Origin of the sequence: Methylobacterium sp. ME121 (assembly GCF_000974725.1) — a bacterium.
Taxonomy (GTDB): Bacteria; Pseudomonadota; Alphaproteobacteria; order Rhizobiales; family Beijerinckiaceae; genus Methylobacterium; species Methylobacterium radiotolerans.
Map to the genome: position 1 here is coordinate 1 of NZ_BBUX01000028.1, position 26,428 is coordinate 26,428.

Genomic DNA, 26,428 nt, shown 5'->3' on the forward strand with positions numbered 1-26,428 from the left:
GCGATGTCGCGGATCTCGGCCTCGCGGTCGGTCACGCCCTCCAGCATCGCCGTGCAGGACGGGCAGGCGACCGCGACAGTTCCGGCACCGGTCTCGGCCGCCTGGGCCATCCGCAGGTCGGGGATGCGCCGCTCGCCGGGGATGTCGCTCACCGGGGGCACCGCCCCCGCCGCCGCAGCACATGGCGCGGCGTCCGGAGCGGGCCATCTCGACGCGGGTCAGCCCGATCGCGTCGAGCAGAGCGCGGGGTGCCTCCGTCTCCCCGTTGTAGCGGGCGAGGTAGCAGGGGTCGTGATAGGTCACGGCCCGGTCCGGCAGGCGCCCCGGATTCAGGCGCCCGTCCCGGACCAGTTCCAGGAGGAACGCGGAGTGGTGCACCACCGGGTAGCGGGCGCCGAAGTCCGGGTACTCGTTGCGCAGGGCGTGCAGGGCGTGCGGATCCGCGGTGACGATGCGCCGGAAGCGGTGGCGGGCGAGCGTCGCGGCGTTCGTCCGGGCGAGGTCCTGGAAGGTCGCCTCGTCCCCGAGCCGCCGGGCGAGGTCGCCGGTGTCGCGCTCCTCCGGGCCGAGGACGGCGAAGTCCACGCCCGCCTCCCGCAGGAGCCGCACGAGGGCCCGGAGCGTGCGGCCGTAGCGGAGGTCGTAGGCGCCCTCGCCGAGCCAGAGCAGCACGTCGGTGCTCTCCCGGCCGGAGATCAGCGGGAGGTCGAGGCCGGCGGCGAAGTCGGTGCGGGCCCGGAGCGGCCGGCCGCCGGGATCGCCGGCCTGGCGCAGCTCCGTCACCGGGGCGATCGCCTTCTCGGGCAGGGCGCCGCGCTCCAGGGTCTCGTGGCGGCGCAGGGCCACCACCGCGTCGACGTGCTCGATCATCATCGGGCATTCCTCGACGCAGGCGCGGCAGGTCGTGCAGGACCAGAGCGTGTCGGGATGGATCCGGGCGTCGGGCCCGATCAGGCGGGCGAGGGGACCCCGCCCGCCCGCGGCCTCGCGGCCGCCCGGATAGGGCGCGCCGGCGTAGGCGGGCTCCGCCGGCGACAGGCCGGCGACGAGGTCCTGGATGAGCCGCTTCGGGTTGAGCGGCTGGCCGGCCGCGAAGGCCGGGCAGGCCGTCTCGCAGCGCCCGCAGCTGACGCAGGCGTCGTAGGAGAGCAGCCGGTTCCAGGTGAAGTCCGCCGGCGTCGCGACGCCGAGCCGCGGCGCTTCGAGGTCGAGGGGCTGGAGCGCGGTGTCCGGCCGCCCCGCGAAGCGGCCGGGCCGCGGATGGGCGACGAGGTGGAGGGCGCCCGCCGCGGCGTGACGCATCGGGCCGTGGCGCACCTCGAAGGCGAGACCGAGGCCGCCGGCCGCCGCGAGCGCCAGGGCGACGGGGGCGAGGAGGCCGCCGCCGGTGGCCAGCGCCAGGGCCGTTACCGCGCCGCCGAGGGCGTAGGCGACGAGCAGGACGGGCAGGATCTGGAAACGCCCGGCCGAGAGGCGCGGCGTCCGGCGCGGGTAGCGGCGGGCGCCGACGAGCAGCGCGCCGGCGGCCGTGACGGCGAAGGCGAGGGCGACGAGGATCCAGTAGGGCGCGAACCCGCCCAGCGGCGGCAGGATCGCCAGGGCCGTCAGGACCGAGGCCACGAGCAGGCCGCCCGCCACCACCGCGTGCATCCGCGACGCGTAGGCGTCCCGCGCCACGACGTTGTGCACGTCCACGAGGTAGCGCCGGGGCAGCTTGGCGAGGCCCTCGAGCCACGCCACCGGGGCGGTCGCGCCGGCCCGCCAGAGGATCGCCCGGCGCGCGACCTGAACGAGGGCCAGCGCCGCCATCGCCCAGACGAGGCCGGGGAAGACGGTGGCCAGGGAGACGGGACCGGCCATGGCTCAGCTCAGATGTCCTTGCACAGCCGCAGGGCGTCGTAGAGCGCCGCGTGGATGTTGCGGCCGGCCACGGCGTCGCCGATCCGGTGGAGGGTGTAGCCGCCGGACAGGTCGAAGGGCTGCGGCTCGCCGCGGAGCAGGGCGCCCTGGTCGGTCCGGCCGCGATTCACCGAGCAGGCCTTCAGGCCGTGATAGAGCCCGTCCACCGGGAGGGTGCCGTGATCCACCACGATGCGGTCGACGAGGCGCTCCTCCTCGGCGTCGGTCATGGTGTTGCGCAGGGCCGCCACGAAGCGGTTGCCCTCGGGGTAGATCTCGATCAGCTCCATGTTCGGCGTCATCACCACGCCGAGCCTGTAGAGTTCGCGCAGGTGGATCGGCTGGTTGGTGGTGCCGACCTCCTCGGCCACCATCCGGTCGTGGGTGGCGATCTCCACGAGGCAGCCGCGCTTGGCCAGGAGCTCGGCGACCGAGGCGGCGTTGTGCTGGCCCATCTCGTCGTAGAGCAGGACCGAGCCGGTCGGCTCGACCGCGCCGGAGAGCACCTCGGCCGTGGTCACGGCGTGCGCCTCGGCCCCCTTGGCGTGGCCGCGGGACGGGCTGCCGCCGGTGGCGACGATCACCACGTCGGGCTTCTCGGCGCGGACCGCCTCTTCGGTGGCGGCCGTGTTCAGGCGCAGGTCGACGCCGAGCTTGGTGACCTGGGCGACTAGCCACCGGGTGATGCCCGACATCGCCTCGCGCCAGCCGGCCTTCGCCGCCAGGGTGATCTGTCCGCCGGGCTGGGCGCCCTTCTCGAACAGCACGACCGCGTGGCCGCGCTCGGCGCAGACGCGGGCCGCCTCGAGCCCGGCCGGCCCGGCGCCGACGACCACGACGCGGCGGCGGACATCCGCCTTTCGGATCTCGTGGGGCATCGTGGCCTCGCGGCCGGTGGCGGCGTTCTGGATGCACAGGGCGTCGCCGCCGACGTAGATGCGGTCGATGCAGTAGCCCGCGCCGACGCACTGGCGGATGTCGTCGGCCCGGCCCTCGGACAGCTTGCGCACCAAGTGCGGGTCGGCGATGTGCGCCCGGGTCATCGCTACCATGTCGACGTGGCCCTCAGCCACTGCCCGGGCCGCGGTCGCGAGGTCGGTGACGCGCTGGGCGTGGAAGACCGGCACGTCGACCTCGCGCTTGATCGCGCTCGGCAGGAACAGGAACGGCGCCACCGGGAAGGACATGTTGGGCAGGGAGATCGCGTGGGCGATGTGGTCCCGCGCCTGCCCGCCCAGGATGTTGAGGAAGTCCACGAGGCCGCGCCTGGCATATTCCGAGGCGATCGCGAGGCAATCCTCCTGCGAGAGACCGTCGGCGATCATCTCGTCGCCGGACATGCGGATGCCGATGACGTAGGCGTCGCCGACCTCGGCGCGCATCGCCTCCAGGACCTCGATGCCGAAGCGCATCCGGTTCTCCAGGCTGCCGCCGTACCGGTCGGTGCGCCGGTTGACCGCGGGCGACCAGAACTGGTCGATCAGGTGGCCGTGGGCCGCCGAGACCTCGCAGCCGTCGAGTCCGCCCTCGCGGCAGCGGCGCGCGGCCGCGGCGAAGCTCCGCACCACGCGGGCGATGTCCTCCGCCTCCATCTCCTTCGGGATCGTGCGGGAGGCGGGTTCCCGGCGCGGCGAGGGCGCGAGCGTCGGCAGCCAGTGCTCGGTGTCCCACTTGGTGCGGCGGCCCATATGGGTGAGCTGGATCATCAGCTTGCCGCCGTGGGCGTGGACCCGGTCGGCGAACTGCCGGAAGAACGGGATCACCGCGTCGTCGGCGACCGAGATCTGGTTCCAGGGGGCGGCCGGGCTGTCAGGGGCGACCGACGAGGAGCCGCCGAACATGGTCAGCCCGATCCCGCCCCTGGCCTTCTCGGCGTGGTAGAGCTGGTAGCGCTCCTGGGGCTTGCCGTCGCGGCCGTAGCCCGGCGCGTGACTGGTGGACATCACCCGGTTGCGGATCGTCAGCCCCTTGATGGTCAGGGGTTTCAGCAGCGCGTCGGCGTTGGCGATCACGGGAGCACTCCCGAAGGCGAGGGGGTGTGCGATGCGGGGAGGGGCCGGGCGCGGCCCGGGCCTCACCGCTCGATGACGAGGTCGCTCGTCGGCCTGGAGCAGCACAGCAGGGCCATGCCGGCATCGATCTCGCGCTGGCGGATGCCGCCCGCGTGGGTCATCGCCACGGTGCCGGAGGTCACCTTCGACTTGCAGGTGCCGCACAGGCCCTTGGCGCAGGAGGAGGGCAGGCGGATCCCGGCCTTGCGGGCCGCGTCCAGCACCGTCGTGTCCTCCGGGCAGTCGAGCACCCGGCGGGTCTTGGCGAACTCCACCCGGAAGCTGCGCACGCCCGCGGCCGGCGCGTCGTCGAGGGCGTGCTCCGCCTCGCGGGCGGCGTCCTGCTCGGCCTCCGGCAGGGCGCCGAAGTCGAAGCTCTCCTCGTGGTACCGGGCCATGTCGAAGCCGGCCTCGGCCAGCATCGCCCGCACCGCGTCCATGTAGGGTTTCGGGCCGCAGACGAAGACCGTGCGCTCGAGGAAGTCGGGCACCGTCTCGCGCAGGAGCGCCGGGGTCAGCCGGCCCCGCGGGCCCGTCCAGGCCTCGCCCGGGGCGTCGGCCTCGCAGATCGCGTGGACGCTGAGCGCCGGGTCGCGGCGGGCCATCAGGGCGAGCTCGTCCCGGAAGACGATGTCGGCCGGGCTGCGCGCCGAGTGCACGAAGGCCAGGTCGCGGCCCGCCCCGAGGTCGTGGAAGGTGCGCGCCATCGCCATCATGGGCGTGACGCCGCTGCCGCCCGACAGGAGCAGGTACTTCGCCCCGGGATGGGTGAAGCACGAGAAGTCGCCCATCGGACCGAGCGCCCGAACGCTGTCGCCGGGCGCCAGATGGTCGTGCAGCCAGTTCGAGACCGGCCCGCCGGCCACGCGCTTGACGGTGATCGCCAGGGTGTGGGGCCGGGTCGGGGCCGAGGAGATCGTGTAGCAGCGGTGGAGCGTCTCCCCGCCGATCTCGAAGGCGAAGGTGAGGAACTGGCCCGGCCGGTAGCGGAACGTCCGCGGCTCGCGGGCGGCGAGCACGAAGGTCTTCACGTCGTGCGTCTCGGCCCGCACCGCGACGCAGGTGAGGACGTCGTCCGTCTCGGCATCCCAGGGCGCGCTGGCCGCGAGCGACGCGGCGGCCGGCTCTGCCGATCCGGGACTTCTGGCGGAGGCCGCGGCCACGATCAGCGCCCCAGATGCGCGGCCATGCGGCCGACGTACCAGGTGCAGAACTTCTCCACGAGCATCTCGGTGTGGGGCGAGTACGGGCCGGGCTCGTAGGCCGGGCTGCGCACGCCCTGCTGGCAGATGCCGACGAGCTCGCTGTCCTGGTCGTTGGTGGCCTCCCAGACGCCGGTCAGGTTGGCGAGGTCGTAGTCGACGCCCTCGACCGCGTCCTTGTGGACGAGCCACTTGGTGCGCAGGAGCGAGCGCTCGGCGTCGAGTGGGAGCACCGAGAAGGTGACGATGTGGTCGCCGAGGAAGTGGTGCCAGGAATTGGGCTGGGTCCAGACCGAGAGGCCGCCGAGCTTGGCGTTGGTCAGGCTGCCGAGGAGCTTCCGGCAGGCGGCCTTGGTGTCGATCGTGTGGGATTCACCCTCGCCGTCGAGCGGCAGCCGCTCGGTGCGGAAGCCCGTGATCATGGTGTCGAGCTCGTCGATCTCCTTCGACGGCAGCCCCTCCGCCTCCCACTCGCCGTGGCGCGTCCGGAGCAGGCTGCCGTAGCGCTCGGCCTGGGCGCGGTCGTGCTCGTCCATCTCCTCGGGCGCGAAGCCGAAGCCGTAGGCGAAGAGCGGCACGGTCAGCTCGGGATGGTTCGCGCCGCAATGGTAGCACTCGCGGTTGTTCTCCATCGTGAGCTTCCAGTTGCCCGGCTCGACGATGTCCTTCTGGAAGGCGACCTTGGTGTCGCGGATGTTGTGGGGCGCGATGTAGGGGCCGAGCCGGGCCGCCATGGCGTCGAAATCGGCGGGCGGATCGTCGGAGAGGCAGACGAAGAGCAGGCCTTCCAGCGAGCGGATGTGGACGGGCTTCAGCCCGTGGCAGCCGCGCCTGAAATCCGGCCCCATGTGGTCGGCGTGGATGAGGGCGCCGGTGAGGTCGTAGGTCCAGGAATGGTAGCGGCAGACGAGGTTGCCGACGGTCGACTTCTCCTCGTGGACGAGCCGGGCGCCGCGGTGGCGGCAGACGTTGTGGAAGGCCCGGACCGCGCCGTCGTCGTCGCGGACGATCGCCACGGAGGTCGTGCCGATGTCGACGACCATGACGTCGCCGGCCTCCGGCACGTCGGGCTCGACGCCGACGTAGATCCAGTGGCGGCCGAAGATCACCGCCATGTCGGCGTCGAAGATTTCGGGGCTCAGGTAGAACTCGGCCGGCAGGCTGTAGCCGCGACGGCGCTCCCGCAGGAGACGCTGCAGAGGGGTCGGCGTCACGTCGAGCATGGGACCTCCGGAGCCATTCAGGCCCCGAAACTATCGCCGCCGGACCGACCGCCCGCTGCCACGCCAGCGACACTCGCTTGGTCAACCGCGACGTGGCGCGGACCGGCCTGCGCCGGGAGCTGGAGCGGCGCTACTCGGCGGCCGACCGGGCCGCGCTCTCCGGCCTTTCGTCCGCGCCGAAGCGCGCGATGCTGTCCTCCAGACGCAGCGCGGCGTTGATCAGGGCCATGTGGGAGAAGCCCTGCGGCGTGTTCCCGCGCTGCGCGCCGCTGGCCGGGTCGATCTCCTCCGCGAGCAGCCCGACATCGTTGCACCGGGCGATCAGCCGCTCGAAGGCCGCCTTGGCCTCGCCGGTCCGCCCGTCGAGGGCGAGGCAGCCGACCCGCCAGAAGGCGCAGGCCGTGAACGTGCCCTCGTCGCCCTCCAGCCCGTCCTCCATGCGGTAGCGGTAGATCAGGTCGCCGACGCCCAGCTCGTACTCGATCGCCGCCAGGGTCGCGCGCATCCGCGGCTCCCGCGGGTCGAGGGCCCCGAACAGGGCCACGCGCAGGACCGCGGCGTCGAGGTGATGCGAGTCGTAGGCGCCGACATAGGCCTGCTTCTCGACGCTCCAGCCCCTCTCCAGATATTCCGACCGGATCTCCGCGGCGACCCGCTCCCACTCGGCGATCTTCGCCTCCGGCACGCCCGCGATGTTGCGGGCGATCCGGGCCGCGTCCCGCAGCGCGACCCAGATCATCGCCTTGGTGTGGACCTGCTGGCGCGGCCCGGTGCGCAGCTCCCAGATGCCGTGATCCGCGTCGTGGCGGTGGCGGATGGCCCGGGCGGTGAGGTTGTCCAGCACCTCCGGCAGCCGGTCGTTGACCTTCTCGGGCGGGTCGTAATCCACCGCCTCGAGGAAGACACACAGCGCCCGCAGCAGCTCGCCGTAGATGTCGTGCTGGTCCTGGTGCTCGGCGAGGTTGCCGATCACCACCGGCCCCACGCCGTTCCAGCCGGCGAGGTGGCTCAGCTCCTCCTCCGGCGGCATGTCGCCGGCGATGCCGTACATCAGCCGCGTCTCCCGTCCGAACGTGCCGTCGCGCTCGCGCAGGAAGCGCAGGAACTCGGACGCTTCCCTGACGTAGCCCAGCATCACGAAGGCGGTGACCGTGAAGGAGGCGTCCCGCATCCACGTGAAGCGGTAATCGTAGTTGCGGTTGCCCGGGACCGCCTCGGGCAGGCCGGCGGTGGCCGCCGCCACGATGCCGCCCGAGGGCGAGTAGGTCAGCAGCTTCAGGCACAGGGCGGACCGCATCACCGCGTCCCGGTAGGCGCCGCGATAGGTGCTGCGGGCGCTCCAGCGGCGCCAGTAATCGGCGGTCGTCTCCAGGCGCCGCCGGGCGCCGGCGAAGTCCTCGATGCAGGCCTCGTCCTGATCCTCGCCGTGCGTCAGGACCAGGTAGGCGGTCTCGCCCTCCGCGAGGTCGAACCGGATCTCGGCCGCGTCGCCCGCGAGGGTCGGGCACGCCTGCGCGTTGACGCGCACGCGCCACTCCCCGGCCTCGAACAGGACCGAACCGCCCTCGACCAGCGGCGTGCAGGGGCGGCGGGCGTAGTCGAAGGTCGGCCGCACCCGGAACGCGCCCGAGACCCGGCCCTGCTCGCAGGTCAGCAGCCGGATCAGGCGGCTCTCGCTCTCGCCGTCCGGTCCCTCGTCGGGTTCCGGACTCGGCGGGTTGACCGGCATCAGGTCGACGAGGCGCGCCCGGCCGGTCTCGGTGGTGAAGGTCGTCTCCAGGATGTTGGTGTCGGGCAGGTAGCGGCGCGCGCTCCCGGCCGGTCCGTCGAAGGCGACGGTGCAGGCACCGCCCCTCACGTCGTCGAGGAGCTTCACGAACAGCGCCGGCGAGTCGTGACGCGGCCAGCACAGCCAGTCGATCGAGCCGTCGCGGGCGATCAGCGCGCAGGAATGTGTGTCGCCGATGAGGGCGTAATCGCTGATGGGCTTCGACACGGAGCTTCCGGATGGCGGCACCCGGTCCGCCGGGCAGGACAGGTTCGTGAGGTAGCCGGGCGACGCCGGGCGGGGAGTCCCGCTCGACGATTCGCCGCACGGGCGCGCGGGCGATCAGGCCCCGGGCCGCGGCAGCATCCGGTCGCTGATGATCCGCCGCTGGATCTCGCTCGTGCCCTCGAAGATCGTCGTCAGCCGCGCGTCGCGCCAGTAGCGCTCGACCCGCCGCTCGGTGGTGTAGCCGTTGCCGCCGTGGAGCTGCATCGCCTGGTTGGTGACCCGCACCGCCATCTCGGTGGCCAGAAGCTTCACCATCGCCGACTCGCTCTCGGCGGGCTCCCCCTGGTCGAGAAGGTGGGCGACCTGGTGCCAGAAGGCCCGCGCCTGCGCGACGTCGGCGGCCATGTCGGCCAGCGCGAAGCGCAGCGCCTGGAAGTCGCCGATCGGGTGGCCGAACTGGACCCGCTCCTGGAGGTAGCTCTGGCAATCCTCGACCGCCGCGCGGGCGACGCCGACGGCCCGGGCCGCCGTGTGGACCCGGGCGATGTTGAGGCCGCGCTGGACGGCGGCGAACCCGCCGGAATCCGCGTCCGCCCCCTGGTCGCCGTAGAGCCCGGTGAGCCGGTCGCTCTCGGGCACGCACACGTCCTCCAGCCTCAGCTCGAAGGTCTGGAAGCCGTGATAGCCGATCTTGTCGATCACCCGGCCGGTCACCCCGGGCGGGAAGCTGTCGCGCTCCTTGAGCACCAGGAACGGCTCCAGGCCGGCGGAGCGCGGTTCCCCCGGCTCCGGGTCGCGGGTCCGGGCCAGGACCTCGATGAAGTCGGCCCCCTTGGCGAAGCCCGCCCAGCGCTTGGTGCCGGTCAATCGCCACCGGTCGCCGTCGCGCACCGCCCGGGTCTGCACGCCGGCGAGGTCGGAGCCGGCATCGGGTTCCGACAGGGAGATCGAGCCGATCCACTGCCCCCGCGCCGAGCGCCGGAGCAGCTCCGCCCGGCGATCCGGGTCGAGGGTCTGGGTGCCGAGGCCCTGGCCGCGGGCCAGGATGCTGCCCACGGACAGCCAGGCCCGGGCCAGTTCCTCCGAGACCAGGCAGTACTCGAACACGCCGAGGCCGAGGCCGCCGTGCTCCGCCGGGATCGTGATGCCGAACCAGCCTTTCTCGGCCATGGCGTCGATGAGCGCGCGCGGCATCTCGGCCTTGTGGCGGTCGAGCTCGTCGGCGAGCGGCAGCACCGTGTCGCGGGCGAAGGCGCGGGCCTCGGCCTGCAGCGCCGCCCGAGCCTCGGTCCGCCAGGGCGAGGCGAGTTCCGGCGGCCGCGGCGCGATCAGGTCCTTCCGATCCTCGGTTCCGGTCATCGTTCCCCCCTGCGATGTGACGCCGTTCGGCAACTCAGTTCAGGTCCGTGCGGGAAACACGCGCTTACAAAATGGTTCCGTGCCCCACCTTCGAATAATCGGCGGATGGCGTCATAATAGCCTGATGATGCAGGCCGACCCGCAGACCGACTCCTTTGCGATGAGCGCACCCGCAACACCCCACATCCTCGTCGTCGAGGACGATCGGGAGATCTCGGCGCTGATCGCGCGCTACCTGCGCGGCAACGATTGCCGCGTCACGCTGGCCGGGGACGGCACCGACATGGACCGGGTCCTGGCGGAGGCGCGCATCGACCTCATCGTGCTCGACCTGATGCTTCCCGGCGAGGACGGTCTGAGCCTGTGCAAGCGCCTGCGCGGCACCTCGCAGATCCCGATCCTGATCCTGACCGCGAAGTCCGAGGACGTGGACCGGATCCTCGGCCTCGAACTCGGCGCCGACGACTACCTCGCCAAGCCGTTCAACCCGCGGGAACTGCTCGCCCGGATCCGCGCGATCCTGCGCCGGGTCGCCGCCGAGGCGCCGGACGCGGACGAGCGGCGGCGGCTGCACTTCTCCGGCTGGACCCTCGACGTCTCCCTGCGACAGGTGCTCTCCCCCGAGGGCGCCCGCATCTCGATCACCGGGGCGGAGTTCGACCTGCTCCACGCCCTGTGTCTCCGGCCGGGGCGGGTGCTGTCGCGGGACCAGCTCCTCGACCTCACCCAGGGCCGGGCCGCGGGCCCGTTCGAGCGGAGCATCGACGTGCTGATCTCGCGGATCCGCCAGAAGATCGAGCGCGACACCCGCAACCCCGAGTTCATCCGCACGATCCGGTCCGGCGGCTACCTGTTCACGCCCGAGGTCACGCGGTCATGAGCGGCCTGGGGCGGCTCCGCGCGCGGCTGCGCCCGAAGACCATCGCGGGCCAGATCGCGCTGCTCGTGGTCGCCGGCATCGCGGTCGCCCACGTGGTCGCCACCGCGGCCTTCCTGATCCTGCACGAGTCGCAGAATCCCGACACGCTGCCGGGCGTGGCCGCGAGCCGCCTCGGGGTCCTGGTGAGGCTCATGGACGCCGCAGACCCGGCGGCGCGACCGGCCCTCCTGGCGAGCGGTCGCAGCCTGCCGCTGATCCACGTGGAGCCCTGGGACGGGACGGTGCCGTCGGGGGCGACGTCGCCGCCCGACCTGCCGGTGATCCGGAAGCTGCGCAACGGCGCCGGTCGGCCCGTGACGATCACCGACCTCTCGGCGGCCGATCCCGAGCGCGGCCGGTCGGACGCGCGTCTCCATATCGGCGTCGTCACGCCGACGGGGGCGCGGCTCCAGGCGACGCTGCCGAACGATCCCCTCCGGGGCCCCCGCCAGGGGGCGCTGATCTTCACCGTGGTCTTCCTGGCGCTGACGCTGGCGCTGCTCTGCGTCTGGGCCACCCGCGCCCTCACGGCGCCGCTGAAGCGGCTCGCGGGCGCCGCCGAGGCGTTCGGCGCCCGCGACGACCACGTGGCGCTGCCGGAGGCGGGCCCGCGCGAGGTCCTCGCCGTGTCCCGGGCGCTGGACCGGATGCGGTCGCGCGTCCGCCGCCTGATCGACGATCGGACCCAGATGCTGGCAGCGATCAGCCACGACCTGCGCACGCCGATCACCCGGCTCCGCCTGCGTGCCGAGTTCATCGAGGACGAGAATGCCCGGGCCTCGACCCTGCGCGACCTCGACCAGATGAACGGCCTCGTCGAGGCGGCGCTCTCCTTCGTGCGCGACGGCCAGATCCGGGACGCGAACAGCCACAGCCTCGTGGATCTCGCCTCGGTGGTGCAGACGGTCTGCGACGACTTCTCGGATTTCGGCGCCCCGGTCAGCGTCAGCCGCAGCCGGCACGTCCTGGTCCAGGGCCGGCCCGAGGAGCTCCAGCGGGCGGTGACCAACCTCGTGGACAACGCCGTGAAGTACGGCGGGCGGGCCGACGTTCAGATGGAGGCTTCCGAGCGCGGTGTCCGGGTCTGCATCTTGGATAACGGCCCGGGGATCCCCGATGCGGAGCGCGAGGCGATGCTCCAGCCCTTCGTGCGCGGCGACCGGGCGCGCAATCTCAACGAGGCGAGCGGCTTCGGCCTCGGCCTCTCGATCGTGCAGGCCATCGTCGAGGCCCATAACGGGCGCCTGCGGCTGGAGAACCGCCCCGAGGGCGGGCTCTGCGCGGCGATCGAGCTGCCCCTGGCCGCCCAGGCCTTCGCGGGTCGCGCGGCGCAGAAGCCCGCGCCGCTCCCGGCCGAGGCGGCCTGAGGCCGCCCCGGGGGTCGCGTCCGGCCTACGCCGCCCGCACGTTGCGGAGGAACTGCGCCACCTCGGCGCGGAGCTGCTCCGAGCGCGTGGCCAGGGCGTCGGACGCCAGCGCGACCGAGTCCGCGGCCTCGCCGGCATCGCCGGCGACCCGGGCAACCTCGGCGATCTCCAGGGTCATCGTGCCGGTGCCGGCCGAAGCCTGCCCCATGCTGCGGACGATGTCCTGCGTGGTGACGCCCTGCTGGTCCACCGCGGCGGCGATGCTGGTCGACACCTGGTTCATCGCCTCGATCTGGGCCGTGATGCCCTGGATCGCCCCGGCCGCGTCGCCCGTGACATTCTGGATCGAGGCGACCTGACGGCTGATCTCCTCGGTGGCGCGGGTGGTCTGGGCGGCGAGTTCCTTGACCTCGGCGGCGACCACCGCGAAGCCGCGACCGGCCTCGCCGGCGCGGGCGGCCTCGATCGTGGCGTTGAGTGCCAGCAGGTTCGTCTGCCCGGCGATCGTCGAGACCATGCCGACCACGTCGCCGATGCGCGTCGCCGCCGCGGCGAGGTCGGTCATGGTCTGCTCGGCCCGGCGGGCCTCGCCGACCGCGGTGGCGGACATCCCGGCCGCCTGCTCGACCTGACGGCCGATCTCCTGGACGGTGGCGCCGAGCTCCTCGGCCGCGGCCGCCACGGTGTTGACGTTGTCGGAGGTCTGCTGCGCCGCCCCGGCGACGCTGGTCGAGCGCTCGGAGGTGCTGGAGACCGCGGCCCGCATGGTGTCCGAGGCTCCCTGAAGCTCCGTGACGGCGCCGGTCAGGCCCTCGACGATGCCGCCGACCGAGTGCTCGAAGCCGTCGGCCAGCTGCTTGAGCATGGCGCGCCGGCTCTGCTCCTCGCGCAGGCGCGCGGCCTCCGTGGTCTGGAGCTGCTGGGCGGCCTCCTCCAGCGACATGTCGCGGATCGTGACCACGGCCCGGGCGATGTCACCGATCTCGTCCCGCCGCTTGCTGCCCGGCACGTCGGTGAGGGCCTGGCGATCGGCGAGGGCCTTGAGCGCGCGGGTGAGGGCGCCGAGCGGCGCCACGATCGAGCGGGCGAGCAGGAGGCCGAGCAGGGCGGTTCCGGCCAGGACGAACAGGCCGGTCAGGATCAGCGTGCGCGACAGGGCCTGGACCGCGTCGATCGCCTCGGCCTGGGTCTGCTCCGCCACCACCGTCCAGGGCGCGCCCAGGACGGTCACCGCGGAGGCGGCCGCCATGTGGGCGCCGTTCTCCGCCGCGAAGTCGACGGGACCGCCGGCCTTGATCCGGTCGGCGGCCAGGCCGATCCCGGCGAGGCCCGCGCCGGCGTGCACGGCGGGGTTCAACGGCGGGTTGCTGCGCAGGAGGCCGTCCGCGCCGACCGCCAGGATCTGACCCGTGTCGCCGAGGCCCGTCCGCTTCGACAGCGTCTGGTCGAACAGGGTCGGCGTGACCCGCATGACGATGAAGCCGATCCGCTCGGCGGCCTGCGCCGTGCCCATGGCGACGTTGGCCCGCTTGGTCATGGCGCGGCCGATGAACGCGGCCGGGACCCCGTCCACCGGGTAGGCGGCGAAATCCTCGTAGAGGACCGCGCCCGGGTCGGCGGACTTCAGGCGCTCGACGAGGCGCGCGAGCGCCGTCCCCGCCAAGCCGTCGTCCGTGACCGACTTGCCGAAATCGGCGCCCTTCGTCGTGGTGTAGTCGATCCGGCCGTTGTCGTCGAGGAACAGCAGGTCGGCGTAGCCCGGCTGCGCGACGAGCTTGCGCGCCACTTCCTGGACCTTGACGTGCCGGCGGGCATACATCGACGACATGCCGCTGCCGTCGAGGGCGACTCGCGCCTCGGCGGTCTGCGGCGCGCGGAAGGCCTCGATGACGCTCGCGGTGTCGGGCTTTGCCGGATCGAGGTTCTCGAGCAGGTCGGGGAAGTTCGAGACGATCTGCGGGTGCGCCGCCACCGCCAGGAAGTCGGCCTGCGCCCGGTCCGCCACCAGCTCGATCGCGTCCCGGCGCGCCGCCGCGGCGAGCTCGAGGCGCTCGTGGGCCGCGGTCATCAGGCCCGCCCGCGCCGAGTACCAGCTGAAACCCCCCATGGCGGTGGCGCTCAGGAGCGCCAGGCCGACGGTTGTCGCGGGAAGGCGCGTGCTCAGCCGCGATAGCGTGATCATGATGCCCCTGATATTTTAGAAATTGCTTGAGGCTTACCAATCGCCCAATCCTTATAAAAATCTCGTAAACACCAATACGCCGCCCGAAACTTCAGCAGACTCGAAACATACAACTTACGAGACGATCCTAGCGCCACAAACCCAAGTTATGAGTGGTCGATCGTCCGGCCGGGCAAGGTTCTGCCGGTCGGATCGTCGCCGGAACCTTGCGCGTGGCGCGGAGGCCCGGCATCCGGCGCGCCCCTGGAGCGCGCATCGTCTCGCGACCCAGATCCCGGCCCGGGCGCTCCGTCACGGATCTTGCTGGCCGATCCGGTCTCGCGGTCACCGTCATCGGACGGTTATGAGTCCGGATGGTAGAGCGGCCGCGGAGCACCGGTGCTCCGGGACGGCGATGGAGGTGTGATGAGCGGCGAAGCCCTGCCGGACGCGGCGCGCAGCATCGCGCTGATCGGAGCGCCGATCGAGGTCGGCACCAGCGAGCCCGGCGCCCTCATGGGACCGGCGGCCCTGCGCACGGCCGGTCTCGTCCGGGCGCTCGCCGAACTCGGCCACGCGATCGCGGATCGCGGCGACGTGGTCCCGGACGGGCCCGCCGGGACGCGCGGGCTCGAGGGTGTCGCCGCCTGGACGCGGGCCGTGTCCAGGGCCGTGGGGGACGCCCTCGACGCGGGGGCGCTCCCGCTGACCGCCGGCGGCGATCACAGCCTGTCCCTGGGCTCCGTCGACGGGGTGATGCGGCACTGCGCGCGGCGCGGCCAGCCCGTCTTCGTGCTCTGGCTCGACGCCCACGCCGACTTCAACACGCCGGCGACCTCCCCCTCCGGCAACGTCCACGGCATGCCGCTCGCCGCCCTGTGCGGGGAGCCGGGATTCCCGTCCCTGTTCGCCGAGCCGGCACCGGCGCCCCTGCCGCCCGCCCATGTCCACCTGTTCGGCCTCCGGTCGATCGACGCCGGCGAGCGCGCCCTCGTGACGGCGCGCCGGGTCGGCGTCACCGACATGCGCACGATCGACGAGTTCGGAGTCGTGGCGCCCCTGCGGCGGGTGCTCGACCGCGTCGCCGCGCAGGGGGCGCATCTCCATGTCAGCCTCGACATCGACTTCCTCGATCCGTCGATCGCCCCGGCCGTGGGCACCACCGTTCCGGGCGGCGCGACCTTCCGGGAGGCGCACCTGATCATGGAGATGCTCCACGATTCCGGGCTGGTCCGCTCCCTCGACGTGGTGGAACTCAACCCCTTCCTGGACGAGCGCGGCCGCAGCGCCCGGGTCTTGGTCGAGCTGGTGGCGAGCCTGTTCGGCCGGCGCATCCTCGACCGGCCGACCGGGCCGATCGAGGCCGTGGCCGCCGAGCCGGCCGGACGCGCCTGATGCACGGTCCCCTCGCTCCCGCACCCTCGCCCGAGAGGCTCGGGGCCGCGCCCGCGCGCCAGCGCTCCGACGGGCGCGTCCGGCTGCGCGTCGGGCCGGCCCGTACGGGCGGCGGGACGCGCATCCTGGATCTCGCGGAAGCCGGGCCGTCGCGTCTGCGCTTCCCGCGGGGGACCGGCGCGCTGGAGGCGGTCCTCGTCAACACGGCGGGCGGCGTGGCCTGCGGAGACAGCTTCGCCATCGACCTCGCCCTGGAACCGGGGGCCGACCTGGTGCTGACCACCACGGCGGCCGAGAAGATCTACCGCTCGGACGGCCCCGTGAGCCGCATCGCCAACACCCTGACCCTCGGGGAGGGGGCCGGCCTCGCCTGGCTGCCGCAGGAGACGATCCTGTTCGATCGGGCCCGGGTGCGGCGGCGCTTCGAGGCCGATCTCGCCGACGGCGCCGCGCTGATCGCCGCGGAGGTCGTCGCGTTCGGCCGCGCCGCCCGGGGCGAGCGGATCGTCGACGGTCTGTTCGCGGATTCCTGGCGGATCCGCCGAGGCGGGCGGCTCGCCTACGCCGACAGCGTCCTGCTGGAGGGGCCGATCAGCGACCACCTCGCCCGCCCGGCCATCGGCGGCGGCGCCCGCGCCTGCGCGACGATCCTCGACGTCTCGCCCGGCGCGGAAGCGCGCCTCGAGGAGGCGCGGGCCCGTCTGGCCGAGGCCGCCTCGCCCGGAACGACGGCGGCGGCGAGCGCCTGGAACGGCCATCTGGCGGTCCGCGCGCTGGGGGACGCGGTTGGACCCCTGCGCGGGCTCGTCGCCCGCTTCCTCGCGGGCTACCGGGCCCTGCCGATGCCCCGGGTCTGGCAGAGCTGACGCGGTCCGCACAATCGGGGCCTCGGAGCCGTTGCCTGCGACCGCCGACCTCTGCTAGAGACGCGCACCCGGAGCTGTCCGCCAAGCTCCGGACGGGACGGCAGCGCCGTTCGGGAAGGCCTCGTGGCGGAGTGGTTACGCAGAGGACTGCAAATCCTTGCACCCCGGTTCGATTCCGGGCGAGGCCTCCATCCTTCCCCGACAGACTGAACCGGCCGCGCCGCGCCGATGCGGCGCCCCTCAGGCGCCGTGGACCTCCACCATGAAGGTCTCGATCGCCCGCTGCAGGCTGTGCGTCCCGGCATTGACCCGGGCGGCACTGCCGCGCACCTGGCCGGCCTGCGCCTCGTTGGACGCGGCCGCGGCCTGAACGCCGGCCACGCTCTCCGAGACATGCCGGGCCTCCGCGGCCGCGCCGGAGATCGCCCGGGCGATCTCCTGGCTGGCGCGGCCCTGCTGGTCGGTGGCGTCGGCCACCTCGGACGCGATCAGGCTCATCCGGGCGATCGTCTCGCCGATCGTGCCGATGGCGCCGACCGTGCGCCCGGCGGCCCCCTGGATCGACCCGACCTGCCCGGTGATGCGGTCCGTGGCGAGCGCCGTCTGGCCGGCCAGCGCCTTCACCTCCGCGGCGACCACCGCGAAGCCCCGCCCGGCAGCCCCCGCGCGGGCCGCCTCGATCGTCGCGTTGAGCGCGAGAAGGTTCGTCTGCTCGGCGACCTCGCGGATCAGCGTGACCACGGCGCCGATCTCCTCGGCCGCCTGCGAGAGGCTCATCACCGTCTCCTTGAGCCCCTGCGTGTCGGAGAGGGCGGAGGTGGCGATCGCGCTCGTGTGCCGGACCCGCGCCTCGATCTCCCGCGCCGAGGCCGAGAGTTCCTCGGCGGCGCTGGCGATGCTGTCGACGAGGCCCGCGCTCTGTTCCGACGCTCCGGCCACGACGGCCGCCTCGGCGGCCATCGCGCCCGCATTGCCCGAGAGGGTGTCGGCCGCCGCCTGCATCGCCTCGGCCGAGTCGGCGAGATCGGTGACGGCGCGATGCGTCTCGGCCTCGAAGGCGCGCGTCGCCGCGGCCAGGGCCTCGGCCCGGCTGCGGTCGCGGTCGCGGCGCGCCTGCGCCTCCGCGTCGAGGTCGCGCTTCTCGATCAGCGCCGTGCGGAACGCCGCGATGGCGGCGGCCATCTCGCCGATCTCGTCGCGGCGATGCGTGAACGGGATCGCGCGGTCGAGATCGTTGGCGGCGAGCGCCGTCATGCCGTCCTTGAGCCGATGCAGCGGCCGCCGCACCTGAGTCAGGATGATCCAGATCGCCGCGAGCAGGCCGAGCGCCAGCGCGACGGCCGGCACGACCACCAGGGTGATCCGCGACCGGCGGCGGTCGGCCGCGTCCGCGGCGCGACGGGCGTTCAGGCGGCTCAGCACCTCCCGCCCGAGAATGCCGATCTCGGCCACCATGCGCTCGCGGTTCTTCACGGTCGCCTCGTCGGTCGCCTGGATCAGGGCGGCCTTCGGCGAGACCGTGAGGCCGAGTTCGGCGGTATCGGTCTGGTAGGCGATGAATTCCTTGACGAAGAGGTCGAACCGGCGCCGACGGTCGGCGGGAAGTTGATCCTCCATGGCCTCCAGGAAAGGCCCCCGCACCTGCTCCACCGTGGCGAGGGCGTCGTGGAGCGCCGACAGGCGGGTGCGCGCCTCGGTCGTGTCGTCCGCGGTGTAGAGGGCCGTGGCCTGCACCACCGCGTGCTCAATCGCCTGGCCCAGAGCGCCGGCCTGCAGGCCGGCGTTCCAGATCCGGTCCGTGGCGGCCGCGCGCTCCTGCTCCCAGTTCGATTGGCGAATCGCGAAGGCCGCGATGCCGCTCGCCACAAGGGCGAGCAGCCCGATCACCGCAGAGAGCTTCAGGCCGAGTGAGATACGCATGGCAGGAGGACCGCTGTGACCGGAGGATCGCGCTGCCGCAGCTATATCCAAGCCAATCTTTTCGGAAAAATGAATATAGCCGGCAAATTCGACCCTTTTACACTACGCAAAAGCGCATAGATGGCCGACAAAATACCGGAATATTCGGACGTTATACAGGATCAATACGCCGCGCCGATCCAGATCTCGTGCCGCGCGGGACTGTCAGTGCGGTCTCGCGCGCGCCAACAGTTGGCTCTGGGACGGGCGCGAGGTTGAATTCGCCCGGACCGCACCGGAGCGCCGCGCCCCGAGCGTCGGCGACACATCCGCTCGGCGATCAGGGCAACCGGATCTCGGCCCGGCCGGGGATGCGCGGCTCCGGCAGCAGAAAGGCGGCGACGATCTCGCGACGGAGATCGTCGCGCTGCGCCTCGACGAGGTAGGGCAGGATATCGGCCTCGTGCTCGTCCAGGGCCGCGATCAGGCAGGGATGATCGGCGGCCCACTCGAAGGCGACGCGCACCTCGCGCTCGGCGTAGGGGTCCTGCGGGTCGAGGCAGCGATGGGTCAGCATGGGTGTCAGGGTCTTCACACCGGCGCGCCGGCGAGGTGGCTCGCGTAGGGGCGTGTCACGACAGACGGATGACTTCCGTCGCCCGCGAACGAGGCGATCGCAGCCGGACTCGGGCGGGAGCGGCGCATGGGGTCGACCCGAATGTTGCCGATCAGTCACAGTCCGGGCCTCGCGAACGCCCCGGGGAGGGCGCCTGCCCCGTGGCGCAGGGCGCCGCGCGTCGGTTTGAACGCGGATCCTGCAACGAGGCCCTTGCGCCCCGCGATCCCGGTGTGTAGAGACCCCCTCGTGATCCCCGATAGCTCAGTTGGTAGAGCAGGCGACTGTTAATCGCCTTGTCGCAGGTTCGAGTCCTGCTCGGGGAGCCATCACTTCTCCCAATACAATCAGGCGCTTAGAGCAGCCGGGGCAATAGCTTCGCGTTACCGCGGATCGGGCCCCTGTTACCGAGGCTTGTTTCAGCCCTGTTCGCGTCCCTTCCGCCGGGCGGCTCGAAGCTCTGCCACGCGGCTCGATTGGACCACCCCTCCGCGGTTGTAGATCATCGTCGTGGACATCTGCGTGTGGGTGGCCGTGCGCATCACGTCGGTCGCGTCCGCCCCCGCCTCGAAGGCCTCCGACACGGCGCCGGCTCGGCTGTCCATGTTCCAGAGGTCATCCGGCCAGCCGGCGGCCCGAGCGATCTTGCGGAACGTGTGCGAGAAGTGGGTCGCCTTCCAGGGCAGCTTGGACCGCTCGTCGACCACCACCGGACCGACCCCGCGCGGCGGCAGCTCGGCGAGGATCTCGGGGTGCAGCCGCAGATCGTGCGCCGCGACCTCGCGCCCGTTGGACTTCGAGGTCGGCTTCTCGAGGAGGTGCTCGGCAGTGATGTGGTTCCAGGTCAGCCCCCATTGCCAAACCCAGACGCCATCGGTGATCGCGCCGGTGATCGCCGCGCGTTGGGCCGGCGTCGGCCGCACCCATTCCCCGATCACGTCCTTCTGTCGCAGGCCGAGCTCGAATTGGAGCGCGACGGCAAGCGCGATGCTCGGCCGGTCCGCCGCATGGGCGGCCCTGCGGAGCGCCACGATCTGCTCGAAGGTCGGCCGGTGCTTGCGCTTCCGCGGCATCGGAAACTCGGTCCGCTCCAGCACCGCCGCCAATTCGATCGCGTCGGCGTTCCGCAGCTCGCACCCGTAGCTCACGACCCGCCGCAGGGTCTGGATGCAGGCATAGGCGCTCCGCTCGCCCGTCGAGGCGCTCCAGTCTTTGTGCCAGCGGCGCACGTCCCGCCCGAGGATGTCGGCGAGGTGCATGTGACCCGCCGTGTCGACCAGCGTGCGGATGTATTTCGAGTAGAAGACGCGGGTCGCCTGGCGCCTGTCGTGATAGGGCGAGTCCGTGTCGGTCTCGAACGCGCGGCACACCCATTCCAAGGTGCCGGGGACGGCTGAGTTCTTGGACGGCACGAACCCGCCTGCCCACTCCAGCATCTCCTGTTGCAGGATCTGACACCGGGCGGCGATGCCTTCAGGCGGCATATCGCTCGGGATCCGAACCGTCTTGGTCGGGTAGCCCTTCGCGACGAGCTTCTCGTCGGCCACCCAATAGAGATCGATGCGCCCATTGTGGCGCTTCATGCGCTTCAGCCCTGGGCTGTAGAGCGCATCCTCGGCTGTCATGATGTGGATCTCCTATTCCCGGCGCGGCCGCCGAGCGCCGGCATCGTCGCCGACATGATACCGCCGGTCCAGAAAGGCTTTCACGGCCGGCCAGTAGCGGCCGCCGAACTGCGGATCGATGCGCGGAAAGCCCCCACGCTCGAGCACTACGGCGAGCCCGGTCCAGCCCTTCGAGCGGGCCGGCCCCATGATGATCTCGGCGAGCTCTTTCTCGTCCGGATAGAGGCAGGTCGGCTCTGCTCGCTCGACCGCCCGAACGCTACGCGGCACCGGTCCCTCCCTTCTCGTTCAGACCAACAGGGGGCCCCGCCAGCGCGCGGATCGCGAACCAGGCATCTCGGGCGCCGTTGTCGTGCCATGCGGCCTGATCGGGCGTCGGCTTCTGGCCCGGCTCCCAGCAGGGCGGATGCTTCCAGCCTTTCGGGTAGGGGCCGGGCCAAGATGACGGCGGCCCGTAGGACGCGCTGATCGCTGCCTTCAGGCAGGCCTCCCGCATCATCTCGACGCCCTTCTCCACTTCCCTCACCCTATCCCGGAGGTTGGCGTTCTCGGCGCGGAGGTGGGCGGCTTCAGAAAGGAGCGGGGCCAGCGGACGGGCCATGAGCCGATCCGCGAGCATCTTCGGAGACATGGCGCCACCCTCAAGGATGACGTCTGCCAACTCGCCAGCGAGGTCGTCCCGCATCTCCTCGGCCGTCCGGCCGGTATCGGGGGCGGAGGTCATACCCGGGCTCCCATGCTGGCCGCGGCCTGCCGGCACCCGACGTCGAGCAGCGCCTTCTTCACAGCGGCCCAATAGTCGTTGGTCGCCTCGCGTCGCTTTAGCGCCGCCTGGAACTCGCGCAGCACGACCGGGTGCATGAACATCAGGTTCTGCGCCTCGGCGTACAGGATCTCGCGCCGGGGCTCCTGCCGGTAGATGATCCGCTGGCGATGGCCCTGACGGCGCCGACGCGCGGCCCGGGAAGGCGAGCGAACCTCCGTCCAGTCCTCGACGGTGTTGGTCGGCATGGCCTCGCTGGCGACGATGCGGATGCCGCCAATGTGCGGGACGTGCGCGGGCCACGGACTGATGAACGGGCTCATGCCGCGTTCTCCAGATCCACTTCGTCCTCGGCAGCCCAAGCGGCCATCTCGGCCTCGGTGATTGGCGCCGTGCGGGTGATGGCGAGCGTGCGGCGCCACTCCCGGTCCGTCATCGTCGCCGGGCGATCGTGCCACCGGACGGCCTCGACCAGCGTCTGGTAGACCGGCCGCTCGTTCCACTCGGGCTCGTAGTAGCCGGAGACCTCGCCCGTCATCGGCGTGCCCGGCAGCGGGTGGTAGCTGCAGGAGCAGTGGCGGCGCATGCCGTCACCTGGGTCGCTGGCCCCGTGCGTGCAGCGGATCACGTAGCCGTGGTAGTTCTCGCCGCGCTTGGCGAGAAACACTTCGCCGAGGTCGCGCAGCACATCTGGGTAGTGCTTCTGCAGGATCGGAAGCGCCTGCTTCGAGCGCTTCTTGAGCGTGCGGAGAGTCATCACGCGGCTTCTCCTGCGGTGTAGGCGAGCAGACCGGCGGCCAGGGCGAGGGAGGATCCGATCGCCATCTCAGTCCCGCTGCTCAAGCTGGCGACGGAGAGCGGCGTTCTCCTCAGACAATCGGCCCATGGCACGGGCTGGATAGTCGGCGAGTGGGCACCACTCCGGTATTTGATTGGGGCCCTGATTGAACGGGAGCGGCGCGTTTGCTTTCGCGCAGACGTACTGGCCGCCCGAATAGTAGCTCTTGTTCGGGCACTCATGGCAGCCGGCAACCAAACCAAGGACCTTCATGCGTCATCTCCCGCGGTGATCGCGATGGCGCTGGGTAGGGGGAGGAGGGGGATCATCACGGGACCAGCTCCATCTGATCCGGATGGGCGGTGTCCTGGCTCGTCTTGGCGGACGGCCGGTACTGCTCGAAGGGCACGTCCCGCCACACGCGCCGGTTCACCCATCGCTGGACGCGGGCGAGGAGCACCGGCGACCAGTCGTGCCGGATGGCTGGCGTCTTCGAGAGCGCGTTTAGCTTGATGAAGGGCTGCGCGTAGGGCTCGCCGCCCCATGCGATCACGCGCCGGAGCCGCTCCATGCAGACCTCGAACGGCTCGTGGCCGATCATCGTGTAGACCTGCTTCCGGCGCGCTGAGACGCCCTTCAGCACCCGGAAGGCGCGCTCGACAGCGGCGCCCTCGGTGGTCTCGTCGAAGCCGAACCGCCACGGCCCGCGGTTGATCGGCCGCCACCGGGAGAACACCTCGTCGTCGAAGGTGGCCGGCTCGAACCCGCTGTTGGCGTTGAGGAGCGGCACGCCGGTCGCGCGATAACGGTCGACGATGTGCTGCTGGAAGGCCGGCGACAGGGCCGACAGGTTGTTGTCGCAGAGCACCGGCCGGACCGGGAAGTCCGGCAGCTCGGTGAACTCCTTCCCCTCCATCTTCGGCACGATGCAGAACCAGCAGCCGACCGGGCAGCCGCGGCTCGCGATCGTCGCCATCGGGTTGTGCCGGATCAGCGCCTCGCCGCCGGGCAGCGCGCCGCCAATCTCAGCCACGTCCGCGAGGTAGTGCTTGCGGGTGAAGATGCCGGGTCCGCCCGCGCGGACGCGGTAGCCCTGCGCGCGAAGGAAGATCGCCCGCTGATAGGCGTCGTCGAGCTTCCAGGTGAAGGCGACCGACAGGTATGCCGTGTCGCCATCGATCCACTCGGCGAGACCGCCGACCCAATCGCCACGGTCGTAGGAGGGCTTCTCGCTCACGCCGCCCTCCCATTCTCGTCCTCACCCGCCTTCACGGCGGCCAGGGCATCGGTGGCGGGGAGAGCGGGAGGATCGTTGGGGGCGGTCATGATCTCGCCACCGCAACCGCTGAGGCCGTTGCTGCACTGCAACGGACCGGAACGCCTGAAACGCCTACGCTGACGGCCTCCGCACAAAGGACACGCGCAGCATGGCCAACAAGCACTTCACCCAGGCGTCCACGCACCCGACGGCCATGATCCGTCTCGGCAGCTTCGACGTGCCGTGCACAGTGATCTCGTCTACGGACGCGACCGCCCACGTGCGCGTGATCACTGCTGGCGGCATCCCGGAACACCTGACCTTCGTCCGTGCCGGCGAGGTCCGGCGCGCCCGTGTCGCGCTGCGCAAGCAGGGCCCGCTCGGTCTCGACCTCTGGCTCGACCTGCAGGTGGCGCAGGACGCTCGCGCAGCCTGACCCCGCCTGGCCGCTGCTGTGCGGAAGAGTGCGGACAGTCATGCCGCCACCTGCATCGCAGCGGCCTCGCGGCGCACGGCTTCCTCAAGCGCCTCGGTGGCGGCACGCTGGGCGGCGCGGGCTTCGGCGACAGAGAGCGGAGGCGGCACCCGGACCGGGCCCGGCTCGTCGTAGAAGGACGCCACCGGGACGCCGAGGAGATCGGCCACGCGCTGGAGGCTGCTGGCGGAGAACCGGTTCCGGCCCTTCTCGTACTTCTGGATCTGCTGGAACGAGATGTTCAGCGCGGCGGCCAGGGCCGATTGGGTCAGGCGGGCACGCTGCCGGGCGATCCGAACGCGATCCCCGATGCGGACGTCGAGGTCGGTGCAGGTCTTCGGGCCGGGCACGGCCAAGGGTTCGACGCTCATCGGGCGCGCTCCGTGAAGGTGTTGCGGGGGAGCCCGGCCAGCTTCGACGGCTGTCGGCAGGGCGAGAGCTTTTTGTCCGGCCGTCCGCGCATAGAGCGCTTGGGCTTGGCCGGCTTCGGAGGGCTGGCGGGCGCGGACGCCTCAGCCTGCTCGGCGGCGCGCTTCCGGTCGCGGCGCTTCACCTTGGCGATCTTCGCCTGGTCGCCATCGCGAAGGCTCAGATCGGATTCGCCCCGGCGCCCGGTGGTCTTCACCGCGTGCTCGACGCGCGGCCGCCACACGAGAAAACGGACGTCGTGCTGGTGCGGCCGGTGCGTGCCATTGTCGTCGACAGCGCGCAGGCCGAGGGCCGGGTCGTGGTCGAACTGCCATTCCGGGACGGTGCACTCGACCGGGATCATCCCGAGCTTGCGCATGGCCGCCTCGAGCTGATTGAGGGCGGCCTCCAGCTTCACGGACAGCGGCGGCGTACGGCGAGGCTCTGCCTTCACAAGAAGCCCCCCAGCACAGCCAGGATGCCGGTCGCCATGAAGACGCCGCCGCTCACCTCGACGGACCGGGTGAGGATGCAGCGCCCGCAGGCTGCCTCGCGGTGGCCGATGTCGGCGATGCCGAGCAGGCCGTCGATGATCAGGATGTTCGCCAGCGTGATCGCGGCCGCTGTGATGAGGCAGGTCGCGCTCATGCGGACCTCCGGCTCTTCATCAGCGCGTCGATGTCGACGTTCGGGATCAGCACGTTCTCGACGTAGTTCTTGCCGGCCTCGACCAGCCGCCAGAGCTGCTCCTCGTCGAAGTCGGTGAGGCTCATCGGAATGCGGTGCTCGCCGCCGATCAGCACCACGGTCTCCACCATGTTCAGGTCGAGCAGGATCCGGTTCGAGATCGAGTGCTTCGTGTGGGTGTCGTCGAGCGCCTCGGCGGTGCGGCCGCAGAGGAGCCACCAAGCAGCCAGCGCCTTGCTGGGCTCGCCGCGGTACGGGCGCACCTCGACGAACGACCCGATCTTCAGCCGGCCGTAGTCCTCGGCGTCGTTGCCGGACGCGGGGACCGGCCCGCGCGCCTCGACGCGCATGATGATCGCGGGAGCGGCGCGGCGGGTCATGCGACCACCGTCACACGCTCGGCGGCCCGGGTGACGCCTGTGTAGAGCCAGCGCTTGGCATCCTCACGGAACGTCGAGCTCTCGTCGAAGACGATCACATCGTCCCACTGCGAGCCCTGGCTCTTATGAACGGTCAGGCAGTAGCCGAAGGTGAACTCGTCCGTGAACTTGCGCTGCTCCCATGAGAGCAGCTCCTCGACGCCAGCGAAATACTCGTGGCGGACGTAGATCTCGGTCGGTGTGGTCTCCGGCGTGTCGTCGGACGTGACCAGCAGCTCGACGCCGACTTCCTTGATCTTCTGGACGGAATGAACGCCCCAGAGGCCGCCGTTGAGGAGCTTCTTGTCCTTGTTGTTCCGGAGGCAGACGAGGCGCTCGCCGGGTAGCGGGTGCGCGCTGTCGTAGCCGTGGAGCGCGCGTATTTTGGCGTTCAGCTCTCGGCGCGTGGCGTTGCGGCCGGCCAGCACGATGCCGGCGTTGAGCACGGCTTTCCGCCCGAGCCCGTCGGCGCTAATCACCCGGCTGTCGCCATACTGGCCGTGCTGCAGCCGCTTGCCCTGCCGGATGTCCATCGACATGCGGATGATTGGGTTCTCGGCAGCCTGCCGGTGCACCTCCGTGAGCATCACATCGGGCGCATGGTTCGTGAAGAAGCCAGCGTCCTTCACCGGCGGGAGCTGCGCTGGATCGCCCAGCACCAGCACCTTCACACCGAACGACAGCAGGTCCCGGGCGAGCTCCTCGCCGACCATGGAGCACTCGTCGATCACGACGAGCTTGGCGCCCTTCACAACCGAGAGCGGGTTGAGGATGAACTTCGGCTGCCAGCGCTGCTCGTCCTCCTCGTCCAGCTTGTAGATCATGGAGTGGATGGTCGAGGCGTTGGTGCAGCCCTTCTTGCGCAGCACCAGCGCGGCCTTCCCGGTGAAGGCGCCGAAGAGCACCTTGCCCCGCACGTCGCCGGCCAGTTCCCGGGCCAGCGTCGTCTTCCCGGTTCCGGCAAAGCCGAAGAGCCGGAACACCTGCGGCGCGCTCGGATCCTTGAGCCACGCCTGAACGTCGCGGATGGCCGCGTCCTGCTGAGGGGACCAGGAGGACATG

General features: G+C 71.6%; 25 protein-coding genes, 2 tRNA genes and 1 pseudogene. 7 read left to right on the forward strand and 21 right to left on the reverse strand.

The window, feature by feature from the left end; translation table 11 throughout:
* The 6 genes and pseudogenes from ME121_RS17770 to ME121_RS17795 all read right to left on the reverse strand — a co-directional run.
* Positions 1 to 1,860, reverse strand: a pseudogene (locus ME121_RS17770) (DUF3483 domain-containing protein); the annotation flags it as partial.
* 8 nt (positions 1,861 to 1,868) lie between these two features.
* On the reverse strand, positions 1,869 to 3,911 hold the full coding sequence (locus ME121_RS17775; protein WP_059409307.1) for an NADH:flavin oxidoreductase: 2,043 nt from the start codon (positions 3,909 to 3,911) through the stop codon (positions 1,869 to 1,871).
* Positions 3,912 to 3,973: 62 nt separating this feature from the next.
* Positions 3,974 to 5,113, reverse strand: coding sequence for an FAD-binding oxidoreductase (locus ME121_RS17780; protein ID WP_029358872.1), 1,140 nt, complete (start codon positions 5,111 to 5,113; stop codon positions 3,974 to 3,976).
* 2 nt (positions 5,114 to 5,115) lie between these two features.
* Positions 5,116 to 6,375, reverse strand: coding sequence for an aromatic ring-hydroxylating oxygenase subunit alpha (locus ME121_RS17785; protein WP_024829786.1), 1,260 nt, complete (start codon positions 6,373 to 6,375; stop codon positions 5,116 to 5,118).
* 130 nt (positions 6,376 to 6,505) lie between these two features.
* Positions 6,506 to 8,371, reverse strand: coding sequence for a glycoside hydrolase family 15 protein (locus tag ME121_RS17790; RefSeq protein WP_059409309.1), 1,866 nt, complete (start codon positions 8,369 to 8,371; stop codon positions 6,506 to 6,508).
* Between the two features lie 114 nt (positions 8,372 to 8,485).
* Positions 8,486 to 9,730 (reverse strand): acyl-CoA dehydrogenase family protein, encoded by a 1,245-nt coding sequence (locus ME121_RS17795; protein WP_043073768.1) that lies wholly within the window; start codon positions 9,728 to 9,730, stop codon positions 8,486 to 8,488.
* A gap of 124 nt (positions 9,731 to 9,854) precedes the next feature.
* Here ME121_RS17795 and ME121_RS17800 point away from each other — a divergent pair, with 124 nt between their 5' ends.
* Both ME121_RS17800 and ME121_RS17805 read left to right on the forward strand, forming a co-directional pair.
* On the forward strand, positions 9,855 to 10,610 hold the full coding sequence (locus ME121_RS17800; RefSeq protein WP_012319441.1) for a response regulator: 756 nt from the start codon (positions 9,855 to 9,857) through the stop codon (positions 10,608 to 10,610).
* Positions 10,607 to 12,016 carry an ATP-binding protein gene (locus ME121_RS17805; protein ID WP_059409310.1) on the forward strand — a complete coding sequence of 470 codons (1,410 nt, stop codon included), beginning with the start codon at positions 10,607 to 10,609 and terminating at the stop codon, positions 12,014 to 12,016. Before ME121_RS17800 ends, ME121_RS17805 begins: the two co-directional genes overlap by 4 nt.
* 25 nt (positions 12,017 to 12,041) lie before the next feature.
* Here ME121_RS17805 and ME121_RS17810 read toward each other — a convergent pair whose 3' ends face one another.
* Positions 12,042 to 14,198, reverse strand: coding sequence for a methyl-accepting chemotaxis protein (locus ME121_RS17810; RefSeq protein ID WP_012319439.1), 2,157 nt, complete (start codon positions 14,196 to 14,198; stop codon positions 12,042 to 12,044).
* 405 nt (positions 14,199 to 14,603) lie between these two features.
* On the opposite strand from ME121_RS17810, the gene rocF reads away from it, so the two are divergent.
* The 3 genes from rocF to ME121_RS17825 all read left to right on the forward strand — a co-directional run bounded on the left by rocF (position 14,604) and on the right by ME121_RS17825 (position 16,629).
* The gene (gene rocF, locus ME121_RS17815) at positions 14,604 to 15,572 is read left to right on the forward strand and encodes an arginase (RefSeq protein WP_059409311.1); all 969 of its coding nucleotides are present in this window, start codon (positions 14,604 to 14,606) and stop codon (positions 15,570 to 15,572) included.
* Positions 15,572 to 16,438 carry an urease accessory protein UreD gene (locus ME121_RS17820; RefSeq protein ID WP_059409312.1) on the forward strand — a complete coding sequence of 289 codons (867 nt, stop codon included), beginning with the start codon at positions 15,572 to 15,574 and terminating at the stop codon, positions 16,436 to 16,438. The genes rocF and ME121_RS17820 overlap by 1 nt, the downstream gene beginning before the upstream one ends.
* A 117-nt stretch (positions 16,439 to 16,555) precedes the next feature.
* Positions 16,556 to 16,629, forward strand: a tRNA-Cys gene (locus tag ME121_RS17825).
* A gap of 49 nt (positions 16,630 to 16,678) precedes the next feature.
* Here ME121_RS17825 and ME121_RS17830 read toward each other — a convergent pair.
* Entirely contained in the window at positions 16,679 to 18,358 is a 1,680-nt protein-coding gene (locus ME121_RS17830) for a methyl-accepting chemotaxis protein (protein WP_012319436.1), read from the reverse strand.
* Positions 18,359 to 18,677: 319 nt separating this feature from the next.
* Complete coding sequence (locus ME121_RS17835) at positions 18,678 to 18,914, reverse strand: hypothetical protein (protein ID WP_059409314.1); 237 nt, start codon at positions 18,912 to 18,914, stop codon at positions 18,678 to 18,680.
* A 292-nt stretch (positions 18,915 to 19,206) separates the two neighbouring features.
* Between ME121_RS17835 and ME121_RS17840 the strand changes: the two genes are divergently transcribed.
* Positions 19,207 to 19,282 (forward strand) — tRNA-Asn (locus ME121_RS17840).
* 90 nt (positions 19,283 to 19,372) lie between these two features.
* Here the strand turns inward: ME121_RS17840 and ME121_RS17845 are convergent.
* The 7 genes from ME121_RS17845 to ME121_RS17870 all read right to left on the reverse strand — a co-directional run bounded on the left by ME121_RS17845 (position 19,373) and on the right by ME121_RS17870 (position 23,356).
* Positions 19,373 to 20,578, reverse strand: a complete 1,206-nt coding sequence (locus tag ME121_RS17845) for a site-specific integrase (protein WP_245337846.1) — start codon at positions 20,576 to 20,578, stop codon at positions 19,373 to 19,375.
* A 12-nt stretch (positions 20,579 to 20,590) separates the two neighbouring features.
* Positions 20,591 to 20,848, reverse strand: coding sequence for a hypothetical protein (locus tag ME121_RS17850; protein ID WP_059409315.1), 258 nt, complete (start codon positions 20,846 to 20,848; stop codon positions 20,591 to 20,593).
* Positions 20,838 to 21,302, reverse strand: coding sequence for a hypothetical protein (locus ME121_RS17855; protein ID WP_059409316.1), 465 nt, complete (start codon positions 21,300 to 21,302; stop codon positions 20,838 to 20,840). The genes ME121_RS17850 and ME121_RS17855 overlap by 11 nt, the downstream gene beginning before the upstream one ends.
* Positions 21,299 to 21,664 carry a hypothetical protein gene (locus tag ME121_RS17860; protein ID WP_059409318.1) on the reverse strand — a complete coding sequence of 122 codons (366 nt, stop codon included), beginning with the start codon at positions 21,662 to 21,664 and terminating at the stop codon, positions 21,299 to 21,301. Before ME121_RS17860 ends, ME121_RS17855 begins: the two co-directional genes overlap by 4 nt.
* Positions 21,661 to 22,098, reverse strand: a complete 438-nt coding sequence (locus ME121_RS17865; protein ID WP_059409320.1) for a hypothetical protein — start codon at positions 22,096 to 22,098, stop codon at positions 21,661 to 21,663. Before ME121_RS17865 ends, ME121_RS17860 begins: the two co-directional genes overlap by 4 nt.
* 69 nt (positions 22,099 to 22,167) lie before the next feature.
* Positions 22,168 to 22,392, reverse strand: coding sequence for a hypothetical protein (locus ME121_RS33750; protein WP_143739295.1), 225 nt, complete (start codon positions 22,390 to 22,392; stop codon positions 22,168 to 22,170).
* 55 nt (positions 22,393 to 22,447) lie between these two features.
* Entirely contained in the window at positions 22,448 to 23,356 is a 909-nt protein-coding gene (locus ME121_RS17870; RefSeq protein WP_059409321.1) for a hypothetical protein, read from the reverse strand.
* Positions 23,357 to 23,546: 190 nt separating this feature from the next.
* Here ME121_RS17870 and ME121_RS17875 point away from each other — a divergent pair, with 190 nt between their 5' ends.
* A complete protein-coding gene (locus tag ME121_RS17875) occupies positions 23,547 to 23,813 on the forward strand; it encodes a hypothetical protein (RefSeq protein ID WP_059409322.1) in 267 nt (88 codons plus the stop codon).
* A 38-nt stretch (positions 23,814 to 23,851) separates the two neighbouring features.
* Here ME121_RS17875 and ME121_RS17880 read toward each other — a convergent pair whose 3' ends face one another.
* The 5 genes from ME121_RS17880 to ME121_RS17900 are packed head-to-tail and all read right to left on the reverse strand — an operon-like array spanning position 23,852 to position 26,427.
* On the reverse strand, positions 23,852 to 24,223 hold the full coding sequence (locus ME121_RS17880) for a helix-turn-helix domain-containing protein (protein ID WP_059409324.1): 372 nt from the start codon (positions 24,221 to 24,223) through the stop codon (positions 23,852 to 23,854).
* Complete coding sequence (locus ME121_RS17885; RefSeq protein ID WP_206406862.1) at positions 24,220 to 24,714, reverse strand: hypothetical protein; 495 nt, start codon at positions 24,712 to 24,714, stop codon at positions 24,220 to 24,222. The genes ME121_RS17880 and ME121_RS17885 overlap by 4 nt, the downstream gene beginning before the upstream one ends.
* Positions 24,711 to 24,908: a hypothetical protein gene (locus ME121_RS17890; RefSeq protein ID WP_059409326.1), complete on the reverse strand. Its 198-nt coding sequence runs from the start codon at positions 24,906 to 24,908 to the stop codon at positions 24,711 to 24,713. Before ME121_RS17890 ends, ME121_RS17885 begins: the two co-directional genes overlap by 4 nt.
* Positions 24,905 to 25,327, reverse strand: a complete 423-nt coding sequence (locus tag ME121_RS17895; protein WP_059409328.1) for a hypothetical protein — start codon at positions 25,325 to 25,327, stop codon at positions 24,905 to 24,907. Before ME121_RS17895 ends, ME121_RS17890 begins: the two co-directional genes overlap by 4 nt.
* The gene (locus ME121_RS17900) at positions 25,324 to 26,427 is read right to left on the reverse strand and encodes an ATP-dependent DNA helicase (protein WP_059409330.1); all 1,104 of its coding nucleotides are present in this window, start codon (positions 26,425 to 26,427) and stop codon (positions 25,324 to 25,326) included. Before ME121_RS17900 ends, ME121_RS17895 begins: the two co-directional genes overlap by 4 nt.
* Between the last annotated feature and the right edge of the window lies 1 nt (position 26,428).

Excerpts from the sequence above, each read along its gene's own strand:
- ME121_RS17830 (WP_012319436.1), bottom strand. The coding sequence starts at position 18,358 with ATGCGTATCTCACTCGGCCTGAAGCTCTCTGCGGTGATCGGGCTGCTC.
- ME121_RS17855 (WP_059409316.1), bottom strand. The coding sequence starts at position 21,302 with ATGACCTCCGCCCCCGATACCGGCCGGACGGCCGAGGAGATGCGGGAC.
- ME121_RS17880 (WP_059409324.1), bottom strand. The coding sequence starts at position 24,223 with ATGAGCGTCGAACCCTTGGCCGTGCCCGGCCCGAAGACCTGCACCGAC.
- ME121_RS17820 (WP_059409312.1), top strand. The coding sequence starts at position 15,572 with ATGCACGGTCCCCTCGCTCCCGCACCCTCGCCCGAGAGGCTCGGGGCC.
- ME121_RS17845 (WP_245337846.1), bottom strand. The coding sequence starts at position 20,578 with ATGACAGCCGAGGATGCGCTCTACAGCCCAGGGCTGAAGCGCATGAAG.
- ME121_RS17865 (WP_059409320.1), bottom strand. The coding sequence starts at position 22,098 with ATGACTCTCCGCACGCTCAAGAAGCGCTCGAAGCAGGCGCTTCCGATC.
- ME121_RS17890 (WP_059409326.1), bottom strand. The coding sequence starts at position 24,908 with ATGAGCGCGACCTGCCTCATCACAGCGGCCGCGATCACGCTGGCGAAC.
- ME121_RS17795 (WP_043073768.1), bottom strand. The coding sequence starts at position 9,730 with ATGACCGGAACCGAGGATCGGAAGGACCTGATCGCGCCGCGGCCGCCG.
- ME121_RS17860 (WP_059409318.1), bottom strand. The coding sequence starts at position 21,664 with ATGAGCCCGTTCATCAGTCCGTGGCCCGCGCACGTCCCGCACATTGGC.
- ME121_RS17785 (WP_024829786.1), bottom strand. The coding sequence starts at position 6,375 with ATGCTCGACGTGACGCCGACCCCTCTGCAGCGTCTCCTGCGGGAGCGC.
- ME121_RS17895 (WP_059409328.1), bottom strand. The coding sequence starts at position 25,327 with ATGACCCGCCGCGCCGCTCCCGCGATCATCATGCGCGTCGAGGCGCGC.
- ME121_RS17810 (WP_012319439.1), bottom strand. The coding sequence starts at position 14,198 with ATGATCACGCTATCGCGGCTGAGCACGCGCCTTCCCGCGACAACCGTC.
- ME121_RS17835 (WP_059409314.1), bottom strand. The coding sequence starts at position 18,914 with ATGCTGACCCATCGCTGCCTCGACCCGCAGGACCCCTACGCCGAGCGC.
- ME121_RS33750 (WP_143739295.1), bottom strand. The coding sequence starts at position 22,392 with ATGAAGGTCCTTGGTTTGGTTGCCGGCTGCCATGAGTGCCCGAACAAG.
- rocF (WP_059409311.1), top strand. The coding sequence starts at position 14,604 with ATGAGCGGCGAAGCCCTGCCGGACGCGGCGCGCAGCATCGCGCTGATC.
- ME121_RS17805 (WP_059409310.1), top strand. The coding sequence starts at position 10,607 with ATGAGCGGCCTGGGGCGGCTCCGCGCGCGGCTGCGCCCGAAGACCATC.
- ME121_RS17875 (WP_059409322.1), top strand. The coding sequence starts at position 23,547 with ATGGCCAACAAGCACTTCACCCAGGCGTCCACGCACCCGACGGCCATG.
- ME121_RS17900 (WP_059409330.1), bottom strand. The coding sequence starts at position 26,427 with ATGTCCTCCTGGTCCCCTCAGCAGGACGCGGCCATCCGCGACGTTCAG.
- ME121_RS17800 (WP_012319441.1), top strand. The coding sequence starts at position 9,855 with ATGATGCAGGCCGACCCGCAGACCGACTCCTTTGCGATGAGCGCACCC.